15 protein-coding genes are annotated in these 15,477 nt (G+C 61.5%); 6 read left to right on the top strand and 9 right to left on the bottom strand.

Annotation, left to right across the window (positions count from 1 at the left end):
- The first annotated feature begins 151 nt into the window (after positions 1-151).
- Positions 152-1,693: a sensor histidine kinase gene (locus tag AC1RR7_RS08210; protein ID WP_493157061.1), complete on the top strand. Its 1,542-nt coding sequence runs from the start codon at positions 152-154 to the stop codon at positions 1,691-1,693.
- A 158-nt stretch (positions 1,694-1,851) separates the two neighbouring features.
- On the opposite strand, the gene AC1RR7_RS08205 is transcribed toward AC1RR7_RS08210, so the two are convergent.
- The 4 genes from AC1RR7_RS08205 to glyQ form a co-directional block, all read right to left on the bottom strand.
- Positions 1,852-2,631 (bottom strand): lysophospholipid acyltransferase family protein, encoded by a 780-nt coding sequence (locus tag AC1RR7_RS08205; protein WP_102621183.1) that lies wholly within the window; start codon positions 2,629-2,631, stop codon positions 1,852-1,854.
- A gap of 82 nt (positions 2,632-2,713) precedes the next feature.
- A complete protein-coding gene (gene gmhB, locus AC1RR7_RS08200) occupies positions 2,714-3,253 on the bottom strand; it encodes a D-glycero-beta-D-manno-heptose 1,7-bisphosphate 7-phosphatase (RefSeq protein WP_164872121.1) in 540 nt (179 codons plus the stop codon).
- Positions 3,254-3,257: 4 nt separating this feature from the next.
- Positions 3,258-5,312, bottom strand: coding sequence for a glycine--tRNA ligase subunit beta (gene glyS / locus AC1RR7_RS08195; protein WP_096822388.1), 2,055 nt, complete (start codon positions 5,310-5,312; stop codon positions 3,258-3,260).
- Entirely contained in the window at positions 5,309-6,262 is a 954-nt protein-coding gene (gene glyQ / locus AC1RR7_RS08190) for a glycine--tRNA ligase subunit alpha (RefSeq protein WP_003187265.1), read from the bottom strand. Before glyQ ends, glyS begins: the two co-directional genes overlap by 4 nt.
- Positions 6,263-6,343: 81 nt before the next feature.
- Between glyQ and tag the strand changes: the two genes are divergently transcribed.
- Together tag and AC1RR7_RS08180 are read left to right on the top strand one after the other, a co-directional pair.
- Positions 6,344-6,901: a DNA-3-methyladenine glycosylase I gene (gene tag / locus AC1RR7_RS08185; protein ID WP_007954111.1), complete on the top strand. Its 558-nt coding sequence runs from the start codon at positions 6,344-6,346 to the stop codon at positions 6,899-6,901.
- Positions 6,902-6,941: 40 nt separating this feature from the next.
- Positions 6,942-7,829 (top strand): lysophospholipid acyltransferase, encoded by an 888-nt coding sequence (locus AC1RR7_RS08180; RefSeq protein ID WP_085713088.1) that lies wholly within the window; start codon positions 6,942-6,944, stop codon positions 7,827-7,829.
- A 51-nt stretch (positions 7,830-7,880) separates the two neighbouring features.
- On the opposite strand, the gene AC1RR7_RS08175 is transcribed toward AC1RR7_RS08180, so the two are convergent.
- The 5 genes from AC1RR7_RS08175 to def are packed head-to-tail and all read right to left on the bottom strand — an operon-like array spanning position 7,881 to position 12,444.
- Positions 7,881-8,195: a tetratricopeptide repeat protein gene (locus AC1RR7_RS08175; RefSeq protein ID WP_096822389.1), complete on the bottom strand. Its 315-nt coding sequence runs from the start codon at positions 8,193-8,195 to the stop codon at positions 7,881-7,883.
- A gap of 20 nt (positions 8,196-8,215) precedes the next feature.
- On the bottom strand, positions 8,216-9,592 hold the full coding sequence (gene trkA, locus AC1RR7_RS08170; protein ID WP_007954108.1) for a Trk system potassium transporter TrkA: 1,377 nt from the start codon (positions 9,590-9,592) through the stop codon (positions 8,216-8,218).
- 22 nt (positions 9,593-9,614) lie between these two features.
- Positions 9,615-10,925: a 16S rRNA (cytosine(967)-C(5))-methyltransferase RsmB gene (gene rsmB / locus AC1RR7_RS08165; RefSeq protein WP_493065566.1), complete on the bottom strand. Its 1,311-nt coding sequence runs from the start codon at positions 10,923-10,925 to the stop codon at positions 9,615-9,617.
- Entirely contained in the window at positions 10,922-11,881 is a 960-nt protein-coding gene (gene fmt / locus AC1RR7_RS08160; protein ID WP_273540099.1) for a methionyl-tRNA formyltransferase, read from the bottom strand. The genes rsmB and fmt overlap by 4 nt, the downstream gene beginning before the upstream one ends.
- Before the next feature lie 56 nt (positions 11,882-11,937).
- Positions 11,938-12,444, bottom strand: coding sequence for a peptide deformylase (gene def / locus AC1RR7_RS08155; protein ID WP_007954104.1), 507 nt, complete (start codon positions 12,442-12,444; stop codon positions 11,938-11,940).
- Between the two features lie 170 nt (positions 12,445-12,614).
- On the opposite strand from def, the gene AC1RR7_RS08150 reads away from it, so the two are divergent.
- The 3 genes from AC1RR7_RS08150 (at position 12,615) to tsaC (ending at position 15,432) form a co-directional block, all read left to right on the top strand.
- A complete protein-coding gene (locus AC1RR7_RS08150) occupies positions 12,615-13,640 on the top strand; it encodes a LysM peptidoglycan-binding domain-containing protein (RefSeq protein WP_096822392.1) in 1,026 nt (341 codons plus the stop codon).
- Positions 13,641-13,719: 79 nt separating this feature from the next.
- Positions 13,720-14,820, top strand: a complete 1,101-nt coding sequence (gene dprA, locus AC1RR7_RS08145; RefSeq protein ID WP_493065563.1) for a DNA-processing protein DprA — start codon at positions 13,720-13,722, stop codon at positions 14,818-14,820.
- A gap of 54 nt (positions 14,821-14,874) precedes the next feature.
- The gene (tsaC, locus tag AC1RR7_RS08140; protein ID WP_096822394.1) at positions 14,875-15,432 is read left to right on the top strand and encodes an L-threonylcarbamoyladenylate synthase type 1 TsaC; all 558 of its coding nucleotides are present in this window, start codon (positions 14,875-14,877) and stop codon (positions 15,430-15,432) included.
- The last annotated feature ends 45 nt before the right edge of the window (positions 15,433-15,477 follow it).

The following is a 15,477-nucleotide window of genomic DNA, read 5'->3' as shown; positions in this document are numbered from 1 at the left end:
TCGCTTGGGTAATGGGGGGTCGACACCGGCGGTTCGACCAAAGCAGTGAAAGTAAGCGGCACACCATGGGTCGAGCCGCTATGATTCTTCGGGTCTACGTCCTCAGACCTGTCGCCTATGAAACCATTCAACCCGCCCTGCCCTGTTTTCCATGATTAACCGACGCCGCCACGAAAGCCGTGTGCAAAGTCAGGTTCAACGCCTGTTTCGGCAACTGGTGCGCGAGTGGGTGTGGATAAGTCTAGTGCTGTTGCCGCTGACTGCATTGTTGTCGTGGCGTGCGCAGGTCAACTTGCATGACCCGTCGCCCGTCACCGGCGCGATGTTGTCAGTCGCTCTGGTGGCTTGCGTGTTGGGGTTGCTGTTGTGGCGACCGCGTCTGGCGATCTGGGTGACGCTCGGCGGGATTGCCTGCGTGCTGCTGACCAGTGCCGGCCTGGCTGAAATGCGGCGTTGGTGGTCGCCGACGCCTTCGGCGCTGGGGATGCTGTTCGGTTATCTGATCTGGAACTGGCGGCGTCTGAGTGTGGTGCTCACCTACTTCGGCTGGGAGCTGTCGCGGCTGGACAGTGAGCCGAAGGTGTTTCCCGAACGCCGCCGGGCGCCCTTTTCCAGCGCCGACCGTTTGCAGGGACAGATCATGGCCCTTGAACAAGCCATGAGCCGCACCCGCGATACTCGCCGCTTCATCGCCGATGGGTTGGAGTATCTGCCGGTGGCAACGCTGATCAGCGATCCTCGAGGACAGGTCTTGTTGGGCAATCGCAAGGCCCGGAGTCTGTTCGATCATAATCTGGTGGGCGAAGACGTCCTCGATCAACTGGCGAGCCTGGGTTATCCAGAGTTGTCCACAGAGCCACGCCCGCCGCTATCTGAGCTGCCCCTGCTGGAATTCCGCGATCACAAGGAACGCAGCCTGCGCCTGGAGCGTGCGGCGTTGTTGCCGGTGGACGGCGACACGCCGATCGGCTGGTTGTTGAGCTTGACCGACCTGAGCGCCGAGCGCGCCGCCGAAGAACAGCGCGGTGTGCTGCTGCGCTTTCTGTCCCATGACTTGCGAGCGCCGCATTCAGCGATCCTCGCCCTGCTCGACGTCCACCGGCATCAGGCTGGAACGGATTCACCGCTGTTCGAGCAGATCGAACGCCAAGTGCGTCGAGCGCTGGAACTCACCGATGGATTCGTTTTACTGGCCCGGGCCGAATCCGAGGCCTATCAGTTCCAGCCGAGTCTGTTTGCGATGCTGGTGATGGACGTACTGGACCAGGCACTGCCCATCGCCCAGCAAAAGCGTATCGAACTGCTGAACGATATGGATGAGCAATCCCAGGAACGTCTGGTGCTGGCGGACCAGGGCCTGCTGACCCGGGCGCTGTTCAATCTGCTGGAAAACGCGATCAAGTACAGCCCGGCCGGGTCTACGGTCAGGTTGTGCGTTCGATGCCACGATGACTGGCTGCATTGCGAACTGACCGATCAGGGCAAAGGTATCGGGGCTGAAGACCTGCCCGATCTGTTCAGCCAGTACCGCCGTTTTTCTTCGGCTCAAGGCATCGATGGCGTGGGATTGGGGCTGTCGATGGTCAAGGCTGTGGTGGATCACCATGGTGGGCGGATCGAATGCATCAGCGTCATCGATCAGGGCACCACATTCCGCCTTGAGCTGCCGCTGATCGCTGAAGAGCAGGCATAAAAAAACCGGCTATATCAGCCGGTTTTCTTACTTCCGAAAAAAACTTATGCACCTTTTACGGTGATTTATCAGCTTCAGAAATATATAAGTAAATCAGTCACTTAATCTTTGATTTCGACGCTTTTCCAACAATCCGTACACAGGTTATCCACAAAATCTCAGACAACCACCTGATCGTTGGCAGCAGGTGCCTGCGGAGCCGGTGGCAGCGAACCCATTTCCCGCTGCGCCTGCTCGTTCCACGCTTGCACACGGTCGTTCAAATCGGCGATGGCACGTGGGCCAGTGCCTTCGGCGTACATCGGCTCACCGATAACCACAGTGATCACACCCGGTTTTTTACCCCAACCGATTTTCGGCCAGAACTTGCCGGCATTGTGCGCAATCGGCAGCACCGGAAGCGCCGCATTCACCGCCAATGCGCTGCCACTGCGGGAGAACTTGCCGATGGTGCCGTGGGGAACGCGAGTGCCTTCAGGGAAGATCAGCACCCAGACATTGTCCTTGAGCAGCTCGTCACCCTTTGCCGCGACCTGCTTGAGCGCAGCTTTCGGGTTGTCGCGATCAATCGCGATCGGCCGCAGCATGGCCATGGCCCAGCCGAAGAATGGCACGTACAGCAATTCGCGCTTGAGCACCTGGCTCAAGGGCGAGAAATAAGCGGAGAGAAAGAATGTCTCCCAGGTGCTCTGGTGGTTCGATTGAATCACGCAGGGCCGGTCAGGCACGTTTTCCGCACCTTTGACTTCGTAACGGATACCGAGGAACACCTTGGTCAACCACAAGGCGCAACGGCACCAGTACACGTTGATGAAACGATAACGCGCCTTGAACGGCAGAAAGGGCGCGATAAAAAAGCTCAGGCTGCACCACAGCAGGGACGTGGTGCCCAGCAGCAGGTAAAAGAGGAAGATTCTGATGGCCTGCAGTATCGACATGGCGACGTTTACCGTTACGGGCGATGCCCGACTGTTCAAGCGCACTCCCGATCAATCCCTGGTCAGGAACTTCAGAAGTACTCTAGTTGTGGATAAGTTCTGCGGCAATCGCCGCCAGATCGTCAAAAATCAGGGTGCCGACCGGCAAGGTCTTGGCCTGAGTCTTTTCGCCTTTCCCGGTCTTTACCAAAACGGGCTGTGAATCGACGGCTTTGGCGGCCTCCAGGTCACCAAGGCTGTCGCCGACGAACCAGACATTCGTCAGCGCCACGTTGTAGTGCTGCGCGATGGTTTTCAACATTCCCGGTTTCGGCTTGCGGCAATCGCAACCCTCGTCCGGCCCATGCGGGCAATACACGATCAGCCCGACTTCACCGCCCTGCTCCGCCACCAGTTCGCGCAGGCGCGCGTGCATGGCATCGAGAGTGGCGAGGTCGTAGTAGCCGCGAGCAATGCCCGACTGGTTGGTGGCGACCGCCACCGTCCAGCCGGCCTTGCTCAACTGCGCAATCGCTTCGATCGAGCCGGGCAGCGGAATCCACTCCTCCACCGACTTGATGTAAGCGTCGGAGTCGTAATTGATCACTCCGTCCCGATCGAGAATCAGCAGTTTCAACAGCAATCCCTCAACCCAGCAGCGAAATGTCGGCAACGCCCAGGAACAGGCCACGCAGACGCGCCAGCAGCGCGTAACGGTTGGCCCGCACGTTGGCGTCTTCGGCATTCACCATCACGGCGTCGAAGAACGCGTCGACCGGCTCGCGCAGGGCAGCCAGACGTGCCAGCGATTCGTTGTACTGGCGCGCCGCGGCCATTGGCTGTACAGCCTGGTCCGCCTGCTGGATCGCCGAGTACAGCGAGAACTCGTTGGCGTTGTCAAAGTACTTGGCCTGAACGTCGGTCGGCACGGAGCCTTCCACTTTGCTCAGCAGGTTCGACACACGCTTGTTCACCGCCGCCAGCGCTGCCGCTTCCGGCAGTTTGCGGAAGGCCTGAACCGCTTGCACGCGCTGGTCGAAGTCCAGCGCCGAACCCGGCTTCAGGGCACGTACCGACAGGTAGGTGGCGACATCCACGCCTTCGTCTTCGTAACGTGCACGCAGACGGTCGAAGATGAATTCCAGCACCGCGTCGTTCAGGCCGGCAGCCTTGACCTTGGCACCGAACGCATTCACGGCGAACGCCACGGCGTCGTTCAGGTCCAGATCCAGTTGTTTCTCGATCAGGATCCGCAGCACACCCAGTGCCGCACGGCGCAGGGCATACGGGTCTTTGCTGCCGGTCGGCAGCATGCCGATGCCGAAGATGCCGACCAGGGTGTCGAGCTTGTCGGCGATGGCCACGGCCGCACCGGTCAGGGTGGCAGGCAGTTCAGCGCCGGCACCACGTGGCATGTACTGCTCGTTCAGCGCCAGGGCGACGTCTTCCGGCTCGCCGTCATTGAGGGCGTAGTAGTAGCCGGCGACACCTTGCATCTCCGGGAACTCGCCGACCATTTCGGTGGCCAGGTCGCACTTGGACAGCAAACCTGCACGGGCAGCCCACGAAGCGTTGCCGCCGATGCGTGCGGCGATGTACGCGGCCAGTTTCGAAACGCGCTCGGCCTTGTCGTAGACGCTGCCGAGTTTTTCCTGGAACACCACGTTCTGCAGGCGATCGTTGAACGCTTCGAGCTTCTGCTTCTTGTCCTGCTTGAAGAAGAACTCGGCGTCGGTCAGACGTGGGCGAACCACTTTCTCGTTACCGGCGACGATCTGCTGCGGGTCTTTGGATTCAATGTTGGCCACGGTGATGAAACGTGGCAGCAACTTGCCGTCGGCATCCAGCAGGCAGAAGTACTTCTGGTTGTCCTGCATGGTGGTGATCAGCGCTTCCTGCGGCACGTCGAGGAAACGTTCTTCGAACGAGCACACCAGCGGCACCGGCCACTCGACCAGCGCGGTCACTTCGTCGAGCAGCGCCGGCGGCACGATCGCGGTGCCTTCCTGACGGGTCGCCAGTTCTTCGGTGCGCTTGCTGATGATCTCGCGACGCTCGTTGGCGTCGGCCAGCACGTAAGCGGCACGCAGGTCGGCCAGATAGCTCGACGGCGAACCGATGCGCACGTTTTCCGGGTGGTGGAAACGGTGACCACGGGATTCACGGCCAGCCTTCTGCGCGAGGATTGTGCAGTCGATGACCTGGTCGCCGAGCAGCATCACCAGCCACTGGGTCGGACGCACGAACTCTTCCTTGCGTGCACCCCAACGCATGCGTTTCGGGATCGGCAGGTCGTTCAGCGAGTCTTCGACAATGGTCGGCAGCAGGCTGGCGGTCGGTTTGCCGGCGATGTTCTGGCTGTAGCGCAGTTTCGGACCGCTCTGGTCGATTTCGCTCAGCTCAACGCCGCACTTCTTGGCAAAACCCAGTGCTGCTTGAGTCGGGTTGCCTTCGGCATCGAACGCGGCCTGACGTGGCGGGCCGTCGAGGTTGATGCTGCGATCCGGCTGCTGGGTGGCCAGCGCGGTGATCAGCACAGCCAGACGACGCGGCGCGGCGTAGACGGTTTTGGTCTCGTAGCTCAGGCCGGCGGCTTGCAGGCCCTTGTCGATACCGGCGAGGAACGCTTCGGCCAGGGTGTTCAGGGCTTTGGGTGGCAGTTCTTCGGTGCCCAGTTCAACCAGAAAATCTTGAGCACTCATTGTGCAGCCTCCAGCTTGGCCAGTACTTCGTCACGCAGGTCCGGGGTTGCCATCGGGAAGCCCAGCTTGGCGCGAGCCAGCAGGTAGGCTTGGGCGACGGAACGCGCCAGGGTGCGCACGCGCAGAATGTATTGCTGACGCGCAGTTACCGAGATCGCCCGGCGCGCATCCAGCAGGTTGAAGGTGTGCGAGGCCTTCAGGACCATTTCATAGCTCGGCAACGGCAGCGGCTGGTCGAGTTCGATCAGACGCTTGGCTTCGCTTTCATAGAAGTCGAACAGTTCGAACAGCTTGTCGACGTTGGCGTGTTCGAAGTTGTAGGTGGATTGCTCCACTTCGTTCTGGTGGAACACGTCGCCGTAGGTCACTTTGCCGAACGGACCGTCAGCCCAGACCAGGTCGTAGACCGAGTCCACGCCTTGCAGGTACATGGCCAGACGCTCGAGACCGTAGGTGATCTCGCCGGTCACCGGGTAGCACTCGATGCCGCCCGCCTGCTGGAAGTAAGTGAACTGGGTCACTTCCATGCCGTTCAGCCAGACTTCCCAGCCCAGACCCCAGGCGCCGAGAGTCGGCGATTCCCAGTTGTCTTCGACGAAGCGGATGTCGTGGACCAGCGGGTCCAGGCCGACATGCTTGAGGGAGCCCAGGTACAGTTCCTGGAAGTTGTCCGGGTTCGGCTTCAGGACTACCTGGAACTGGTAGTAGTGCTGCAGACGGTTCGGGTTTTCGCCGTAACGGCCGTCAGTCGGACGGCGGCTTGGCTGTACGTAAGCGGCGTTCCAGGTTTCCGGGCCGATGGCACGCAGGAATGTCGCGGTGTGGAAAGTGCCGGCGCCTACTTCCATATCGTAGGGCTGAAGTACCACACAACCTTGCTCGGCCCAGTATTGCTGGAGCGCGAGGATCAAGTCTTGGAAGGTACGCACGGCTGGCGTAGGCTGGCTCACGAAATTCACCTGTTTCTTGGGCTGCGATTTAAAGAGCGGGAGTATACCCGATTCAGTCGCACCTCCACCCCCTGGAGCCTTATGCCACGCTGCTTTTGGTGCAACGAAGATCCGCTGTACATGGCTTACCACGATCAGGAGTGGGGCACGCCGCTACGCGATGCGCAGGGATTGTTCGAGTTGCTTTTGCTCGAAGGGTTCCAGGCCGGGCTTTCGTGGATCACCGTGCTGCGTAAACGCGAGCGGTATCGCGAGGTGTTGTTCGGCTTCGACGTACAGCGCGTGGCGCAGATGAGCGACGCAGAAATCGATGAATTGATGCTCGATCCGGGGATCATCCGCAATCGCCTCAAGCTCAATGCCGCCCGGCGCAATGCCCAGGCGTGGCTGGCGCTGGAGGATCCGGTGGCCTTCCTCTGGTCGTTTGTGGATAACCGACCGGTGATCAATCATTTCAAGGATCGCAGCGAAGTCCCGGCGATCACCCCACAAGCCGTGGCCATGAGCAAAGGCCTGAAAAAGGCTGGTTTCACCTTCGTCGGTCCGACCATTTGCTATGCGCTGATGCAGGCCTCGGGGATGGTCATGGATCATACTCAGGACTGCGACCGCTACGCGCAGCTCGTCAACGCCGGTTAGAATGGCCGCCTCGCGCACAGCACAAGATCAGGAGTGACCTGTGGAAAAGTTTAAAGGCGCCATGCTGGTTGGCGCTCTGCGGCTGTTTGCCCTGCTTCCGTGGCGGGCCGTGCAGGCCGTGGGTTCGGCGATCGGCTGGATCATGTGGAAAACCCCCAACCGTTCCCGCGATGTGGTGCGGATCAACCTCGCCAAATGTTTTCCACAGATGGATCCGGCCGAACGTGAGCGTCTGGTCGGCCAGAGCCTGAAAGACATCGGCAAGTCCCTGACCGAAAGCGCCTGCGCCTGGATCTGGCCGGCCCAGCGTTCCATTGACCTGGTGCGCGAAGTCGAAGGCCTCGACATCCTCAAGGATGCGCTGGCGTCCGGCAAAGGCGTGGTCGGCATCACCAGCCACCTGGGCAACTGGGAAGTGCTCAACCACTTCTATTGCAGCCAGTGCAAACCGATCATTTTCTATCGTCCGCCGAAGCTCAAGGCTGTGGATGAATTGCTGCGCAAGCAGCGGGTGCAGTTGGGCAACCGCGTGGCGGCGTCGACCAAGGAAGGCATCCTCAGCGTCATCAAGGAAGTGCGCAAGGGCGGTCAGGTGGGGATTCCTGCGGACCCGGAACCGGCCGAATCCGCCGGGATCTTCGTGCCGTTCTTCGCCACCCAAGCCCTGACCAGCAAGTTCGTGCCGAACATGCTCGCTGGCGGCAAGGCCGTCGGCGTGTTCCTGCATGCGCTGCGTCTGCCGGACGGTTCTGGCTACAAGGTGATTCTGGAAGCCGCGCCGGAAGCGATGTACAGCACCGACACCGAAACGTCCTGCGCAGCGATGAGTCAGGTGGTCGAGCGTTATGTGGCGGCTTATCCGAGCCAGTACATGTGGAGCATGAAACGCTTCAAGAAGCGTCCGCCGGGCGAGGCGCGTTGGTACTGATCGGCGATGTGCAATTGTGGATAACCTGACAAAACGGGTTATCCACAGCCGTCACGGCTTTTGCCGATCCAGCTTCTTCAGAAACACCATCATTTCCTTCTCCGCCTGCTTGTCGCCATGGGCCCGGGCCGCTTCCAGCCCCTGCTCCCACGCTTGGCGTGCAGCCGCCAGATCACCCAGCGCCAACTGCGCCTTGCCCAACAGTTTCCATGCTGCCGAGTATTTCGGATCGAAGCCGACGCAACGCTGGAAATGCTCGGCCGCCTTCGCGTTTTCTCCCAGATCCAGATAACCCTTGCCCAAACCGAAGCGCAGTAAAGAGTTGTCCACACCCTTGGCGAGCATTTTTTCCAGGGATTCGATCATCGGTCTCGCCTCTTGGTCGGTCAGAAGAAGCTCAATCCCACGTGGAACAGCTTCTCCACGTCGCGAATGTGCTTTTTATCCACAAGGAACAGAATCACATGGTCGCCCGCGGCAATCACTGTGTCGTCATGGGCGATGATCACTTCTTCATCGCGGATGATCGCGCCGATGGTGGTCCCCGGTGGCAGGGCGATGTTTTCGATGGCCTTGCCGATGACCTTGCTCGACTTCGAATCACCATGGGCCACCGCTTCAATGGCTTCCGCCGCGCCCCGGCGCAAGGAGTGCACGCTGACGATATCGCCGCGCCGCACGTGGGCCAGCAAGGTGCCGATGGTCGCCAGTTGCGGGCTGATGGCGATGTCGATGTCACCGCCCTGGATCAAGTCGACGTAGGCCGGGTTGTTGATGATCGTCATCACCTTCTTCGCGCCCAGACGCTTGGCCAGCAGCGACGACATGATGTTGGCTTCGTCATCGTTGGTCAGGGCGAGGAAGATGTCCGCGTCGGCGATGTTCTCTTCCAGTAGCAGGTCGCGATCTGAAGCGCTGCCCTGCAACACCACGGTGCTGTCGAGGGTATCGGAGAGATAACGGCAGCGCGCCGGGTTCATCTCGATGATCTTCACCTGGTAACGGCTTTCGATGGCCTCGGCCAGCCGCTCACCGATCTGCCCGCCGCCGGCAATGACGATGCGCTTGTAGGTTTCGTCGAGGCGGCGCATTTCGCTCATCACGGCGCGAATGTTCTCACGGGCGGCGATGAAGAAGACTTCGTCGTCGGCCTCGATCACCGTGTCGCCCTGAGGAAGAATCGGTCGGTCGCGGCGGAAGATTGCCGCTACCCGCGTTTCCACATTTGGCATGTGTTCGCGCAGCTGGCGCAGTTGCTGGCCCACCAGCGGCCCGCCGTAATAGGCACGCACCGCCACCAGTTGTGCCTGGCCCTCGGCGAAGTCGATCACCTGCAAGGCGCCGGGATGCTGGATCAGGCGCTTGATGTAGTTGGTGACCACTTGCTCGGGGCTGATCAGCACGTCGACCGGGATCGCCTCGTTCTGGAACAGTTGCTCTTCGCGGGTCAGGTACGAGGCTTCGCGTACCCGGGCGATCTTGGTCGGGGTGTGGAACAGGGTGTGGGCAACCTGACAGGCGACCATGTTGGTTTCGTCGCTGTTGGTCACCGCCACCAGCATGTCGGCGTCGTCGGCTCCGGCCTGACGCAGAATGTTCGGCAACGAGCCACGGCCCTGCACGGTGCGGATATCGAGACGGTCGCCGAGGTCGCGCAGACGGTCGCCATCGGTGTCGACCACGGTGATGTCGTTGGCTTCGCTGGCCAGATGTTCAGCCAGCGAACCGCCGACCTGCCCTGCACCGAGGATGATGATTTTCAACCCGTCACTCCATTGAATCCGTTTAGCCGCGCGCGGCAGCGATCTTGATCAGCTTGGCGTAGTAGAACCCGTCATGCCCGCCCTGCTGGGCCAGCAATTGGCGACCATGGGGCTGCTTGATCCCGGCAGCGGTGGCCAGATCCAGTTCCCGGGCACCCGGTGTGCGCTCAAGGAATGCTCCGATGACTTCGGTGTTCTCGGTCGGCAAGGTCGAGCAGGTGGCGTAGAGCAGGATGCCGCCCACTTCGAGGGTTTTCCACATGGCGTCGAGCAACTCGCCTTGCAGTTGCGCGAGGGCCGCGATGTCGTCGGCCTGACGGGTCAGCTTGATGTCCGGATGGCGGCGGATCACCCCGGTGGCCGAGCACGGCGCGTCGAGCAGGATGCGCTGGAACGGTTTGCCGTCCCACCATACCGCCGTGTCGCGACCGTCGGCGGCGATCAGTTCGGCGTTCAGGCCGAGGCGTTCGAGGTTTTCCTTCACCCGCACCAGACGCTTGGCTTCCAGGTCCACCGCGACCACGCCGGCCAGCGCCGGTTCGGCTTCGAGGATGTGGCAGGTCTTGCCGCCCGGTGCACAGCAGGCGTCCAGCACTCGCTGACCCGGTGCGAGATCGAGCAGGTCGGCGGCCAGTTGCGCGGCTTCGTCCTGCACGCTGATCCAGCCCTCGGCGAAACCCGGCAGGCTGCGCACGTCAGCGGCGGCGTCGAGGATGATGCCGTCGCGGCTGAAGGTGCACGGTTGCGCGGCGATGCCCGCTTCAATCAGCAGATCGAGGTAGGCGTCACGGCTGTGATGACGACGGTTGACCCGCAGAATCATCGGCGGATGCGCGTTGTTCGCCTCGCAGATGGCTTCCCACTGTTCAGGCCAGAAGGCCTTCAGGGATTTTTGCAGCCAGCGCGGGTGGGCGGTGCGCACTACCGGATCGCGCTCCAGTTCGGCGAAGATCGCCTCATGTTCGCGTTGGGCGTTGCGCAGTACGGCGTTGAGCAAGCCTTTCGCCCACGGCTTTTTCAGCTTGTCGGCGCAACCGACGGTTTCGCCGATGGCGGCGTGAGCCGGGACACGGGTGTAGAGCAACTGATAGAGACCGACCAGCAGCAGCGCCTCGACATCGGCGTCGGCAGCCTTGAACGGCTTCTGCAAAAGTTTTTCCGCCAGCGCCGACAAACGTGGCTGCCAGCGGGCGGTGCCGAACGCCAAGTCCTGAGTGAAGCCGCGATCGCGATCCTCGACCTTGTCCAGTTGTGTCGGCAGGGAGCTGTTGAGCGAAGCCTTGCCGCTCAGGACAGCGGCGAGTGCCTTGGCGGCGGCCAGACGCGGGTTCATTGCGCGTCCACCGCTGCGCCAAGCACCGTGCCGGTGGCGAATTTCTCACGACGGCTGTTGAACAGATCGCTGAAGTTCAGCGCCTTGCCGCCGGGCAATTGCAGGCGGGTCAGGCACAGCGCCTGTTCGCCACAGGCGACGAGCAGGCCGTCCTTGCTGGCGCCGAGGATGGTGCCCGGTGCGCCTTTGCCTTCGGCCAGTGTCGCCGCCAGCACTTTCAGCGCTTCGCCGTTGAGCGTGCTGTGGGTGATCGGCCATGGATTGAAGGCGCGGACCAGACGTTCCAGCTCGATGGCCGGACGGCTCCAGTCGATGCGTGCTTCGTCCTTGTTCAGTTTGTGCGCGTAGGTGGCGAGTTCATCGTTCTGCACTTCGCCTTCCAGGGTGCCAGCGGCCAGACCGGCAATCGCTTGCACGACGGCTGGCGGGCCCATCTCGGCGAGGCGGTCGTGGAGGCTGCCGCCGGTGTCCTCGGCGCTGATCGGGGTGACGACCTTGAGCAGCATCGGTCCGGTGTCCAGGCCCGCTTCCATGCGCATCACGGTCACGCCGCTTTCGGCGTCGCCTGCTTCGACGGCGCGCTGGATCGGCGCCGCACCGCGCCAGCGTGGCAGCAGGGAGGCGTGGCTGTTGATGCAGCCCAGGCGCGGAATATCCAGCACCACTTGCGGCAGGATCAGGCCATAGGCGACCACCACCATCAAGTCCGGCTTCAGCGCTGCGAGCTCGGCCTGAGCGTCAGCGTTGCGCAGGGTCGGCGGCTGCAACACCTGGATATTGTTTTCCAGGGCGAGCTGTTTGACCGGGCTCGGCATCAGCTTTTGCCCACGACCGGCCGGACGATCCGGTTGGGTGTAGACCGCAACGATCTCGTAAGGGCTGTCCAGCAGGGCCTTGAGGTGTTCGGCGGCGAATTCCGGGGTGCCGGCAAAAACGATGCGCAGTGGCTCAGTCATGGGGGAGTCTCATAAAAAGAAAAAGGCTTGCCGCAGCAAGCCTTTGGAGAGGGGCATCAAGCGTTCTGGCGGTGCTGCTTTTCCAGTTTCTTCTTGATCCGGTCGCGTTTGAGCGTGGACAGGTAATCGACGAACAACTTGCCGTTGAGGTGGTCGCATTCGTGCTGGATGCACACGGCGAGCAGGCCTTCGGCGATCAGTTCGTAAGGCTTGCCGTCACGATCCAGAGCCTTGATCTTGACCTTCTGCGGGCGGTCGACGTTTTCGTAGAAACCCGGCACCGAGAGGCAGCCTTCCTGGTATTGCTCCATTTCGTCGGTCAGCGATTCGAACTCGGGGTTGATGAACACCCGCGGTTCGGTGCGGTCTTCGGAAAGGTCCATCACGACGATACGTTTGTGCACGTTGACCTGGGTCGCGGCAAGGCCGATGCCCGGCGCTTCATACATTGTTTCAAACATGTCATCGACCAGCTGACGCACTTCGTCGTCCACTACAGCCACAGGTTTGGCGATAGTGCGCAGACGCGGGTCCGGAAATTCGAGGATGTTCAAAATGGCCATAAGCTTGATTGCTGCACGTGTGAGGTAAAGTCGGGTCGATGGCCTGGCGGGTCCGAAGATGCAGGCTACCGTTGTGAAACGTAGCTCCTTGCTTTTAAGCATAGAGCAGGGAGCGAGCCACGGGGGCTCTGGCGTTTCACGCGAACGCACATAATAAAGGGATTCACCGCATGAGGAAATCACTACTCGCCCTGCTGTTTCTGGCCTCGGCCGGCGCCGCGCACGGGCAAGTGCAACTCAAGGAAGGTTTTCCACAGCAATACACGGTGGTTTCGGGGGATACGCTCTGGGACATCTCCGGTAAATATTTGCGCGAACCCTGGCAGTGGCCGCAGCTGTGGCGGGCCAATCCGCAGATCGAAAACCCCAACCTGATCTATCCGGGCGACACGCTGACGCTCAGTTACGTCAACGGCCAGCCCCGCCTGACCCTCAATCGCGGGGCGTCGCGCGGCACCATCAAGCTGTCGCCACGGATCCGCAGCAGCCCGGTGGCCGAAGCGATCCCGAGCATTCCGCTCAAATCCATCAACAGCTTTCTGCTGAGCAACCGCATCGTCGACAAGGTCGAGGACTTCGACAAGGCGCCGTACATCGTTGCCGGCGATGCCGAGCGGGTGCTCAGCGGCACCGGCGACCGGATCTTCGCCCGAGGCCATTTCGATCCGAATCAGCCTGTCTACGGCATCTTCCGCCAGGGCAAGGTCTACACCGATCCGCAGAGCAAGGAGTTCCTGGGGATCAACGCCGACGACATCGGCGGCGGTGAGATCATCGCCACCGAAGGCGACGTCGCCACCCTCGCCCTGCAACGCACGACCCAGGAAGTGCGCCTCGGCGACCGTTTGTTCAGCGGCGAAGAGCGTTCCATCAACTCGACCTTCATGCCCAGCGCTCCCACCACCGACATCAAAGGCCTGATCATCGATGTTCCGCGCGGCGTGACGCAGATCGGCGCGATGGACGTGGTGACCCTGAACAAGGGCAAACGCGATGGTCTGGCCGAAGGCAACGTGCTGGTGGTGATGAAAACAGGGGAAACCGTGCGTGACCGGATCACCGGCCAGCCGTTGAAAATCCCCGATGAACGCGCCGGATTGCTGATGGTGTTCCGCACCTACGACAAACTCAGTTACGGCCTTGTACTCAACGCATCGCGCTCGCTGGCGGTGCTGGACAAGGTGCGAAATCCTTAGCTGGCTTCACAAGTTACCAACAGACTTATCCACAGCTTGTTCCGAAAGGTTCGGGGCTTATAACGATCAAGGATGATCCATGATGATGCCTGTCTGTACGCCGGTTTCCCCTGCGGAACTGGAAGCGCGTTTGCGCCTGCACCGTTTGCCGGAAATCGGCCCGAAACGTTTTGCCCGGTTGCTCGAAGCGTTCGGCTCCGCCTCCAAGGCCATCAGTGCGCCGGCCAGTGCCTGGCGTTCGCTGGGTTTGCCGGTGGCGAGCGCCGACGCTCGCCGTTGTCCTGAAGTGCGTGACGGCGCGAGCCGCGCATTGGCCTGGCTAGAGCGCCCGGGCCAGCATTTGCTGATGCTCGACCAGCCGGACTACCCGGCATTGCTGGCGCAGATTGCCGATCCGCCACCGCTGCTGTTTGTTGCCGGTGACCCGCTGACCCTGGAAAAACCGCAGCTGGCGATGGTCGGCAGTCGCCGCGCCTCACGTCCGGGCATGGACACCGCCACGGCGTTTGCCCGCAGCCTGGCCGGAGCCGGTTTCGTCATCACCAGTGGCCTGGCGTTGGGCATCGATGCCGCCGTGCATCAAGCCGCGCTCGACGTCGGCGGGCAAACCGTCGGTGTGCTGGGCACCGGCCTGGAAAAATTTTATCCACAGCGCAATCGGCGGCTGGCGGACACGATGATTGCCTCTGGCAGTGCGGTGATTTCGGAGTTTCCACTGGACGCCGGACCGACAGCGAGCAACTTCCCCAGGCGCAACCGGATCATCAGCGGTTTGTCCCTCGGCGTACTGGTGGTCGAGGCCAGTGTGGCCAGCGGTTCGTTGATCACCGCGCGACTGGCGGCGGAACAGGGTCGTGAGGTCTATGCGATTCCGGGCTCGATCCATCACCCCGGCGCGCGCGGTTGCCATCAACTGATCCGCGATGGTGCGGTGCTGGTGGAAACCATCGAGCACATCCTCGAGGCCCTGCGTGGCTGGCAGCACTTGTCGGTATCCACGACTACACCGGCTACGGACAATCCGTTGCTGCGCCTGCTGCACGCAGCGCCACACACCAGTGAGGGCCTGGCCGACAGCAGTGGCTGGGCGTTGCCCAAAGTACTGGCGGCATTGACCGAACTGGAGATGGAGGGCCGCGCCGTGTGCGAAAACGGCCGCTGGTTTGCGCGGGTAAGCTAGGTTTTACATTGAAGATCGGTAAACTGCGCAAAACCTGTTTTCGGAGAGTTTTTCATGGTCAACAGTTGGCGTGTGCAACAAGCCGCACGAGAGATTCGCGCCGGGGCGGTGATTGCCTATCCAACCGAAGCCGTCTGGGGGCTGGGGTGCGATCCATGGAATGAAGAAGCGGTGGATCGCCTGTTGGCGATCAAGAACCGTTCGGTGGACAAGGGGTTGATCCTGGTCGCTGACAACATTCGTCAGTTCGATTTCCTGTTCGAGGATTTCCCCCAGGACTGGATCGATCGCATGGCCAGTACCTGGCCGGGGCCGAACACCTGGCTGGTGCCGCACCAGAACCTGTTGCCGGAGTGGGTGACGGGGGTGCATGACACCGTGGCTTTGCGGGTCAGCGATCATCCTCAAGTGCGGGACTTGTGCTCGCTGGTCGGGCCTTTGATCTCGACCTCGGCCAATCCGCAAGGACGACCGGCGGCGAAGAGTCGCTTGCGGGTCGAGCAGTATTTCCGTGGTCAGGTCGATCTGGTGCTGGGCGGAATGCTCGGTGGGCGCAAGAACCCGAGCCTGATTCGCGATCTGGCGACCGGCAAGGTTGTGCGCCCGTCCTGAAATCCGAAGAGCCTGGTGGCGGGGAGCTTGCTCCCCGCCACCATC

This window comes from Pseudomonas sp. GW821-FHT11G12 (genome assembly GCF_058808055.1).
The sequence above is the reverse complement of the archived record's forward strand: the minus strand, read 5'-3'. Positions and strand labels throughout refer to the sequence as shown.

What these genes read in the sequence shown, in the direction of transcription:
- AC1RR7_RS08210 (WP_493157061.1), top strand. Translation starts at nt 152, where the DNA reads ATGATTAACCGACGCCGCCACGAAAGCCGTGTGCAAAGTCAGGTTCAA.
- AC1RR7_RS08205 (WP_102621183.1), bottom strand. Translation starts at nt 2,631, where the DNA reads ATGTCGATACTGCAGGCCATCAGAATCTTCCTCTTTTACCTGCTGCTG.
- glyS (WP_096822388.1), bottom strand. Translation starts at nt 5,312, where the DNA reads ATGAGTGCTCAAGATTTTCTGGTTGAACTGGGCACCGAAGAACTGCCA.
- tag (WP_007954111.1), top strand. Translation starts at nt 6,344, where the DNA reads ATGCCACGCTGCTTTTGGTGCAACGAAGATCCGCTGTACATGGCTTAC.
- AC1RR7_RS08175 (WP_096822389.1), bottom strand. Translation starts at nt 8,195, where the DNA reads ATGATCGAATCCCTGGAAAAAATGCTCGCCAAGGGTGTGGACAACTCT.
- rsmB (WP_493065566.1), bottom strand. Translation starts at nt 10,925, where the DNA reads ATGAACCCGCGTCTGGCCGCCGCCAAGGCACTCGCCGCTGTCCTGAGC.
- fmt (WP_273540099.1), bottom strand. Translation starts at nt 11,881, where the DNA reads ATGACTGAGCCACTGCGCATCGTTTTTGCCGGCACCCCGGAATTCGCC.
- def (WP_007954104.1), bottom strand. Translation starts at nt 12,444, where the DNA reads ATGGCCATTTTGAACATCCTCGAATTTCCGGACCCGCGTCTGCGCACT.
- AC1RR7_RS08150 (WP_096822392.1), top strand. Translation starts at nt 12,615, where the DNA reads ATGAGGAAATCACTACTCGCCCTGCTGTTTCTGGCCTCGGCCGGCGCC.
- dprA (WP_493065563.1), top strand. Translation starts at nt 13,720, where the DNA reads ATGATGATGCCTGTCTGTACGCCGGTTTCCCCTGCGGAACTGGAAGCG.
- tsaC (WP_096822394.1), top strand. Translation starts at nt 14,875, where the DNA reads ATGGTCAACAGTTGGCGTGTGCAACAAGCCGCACGAGAGATTCGCGCC.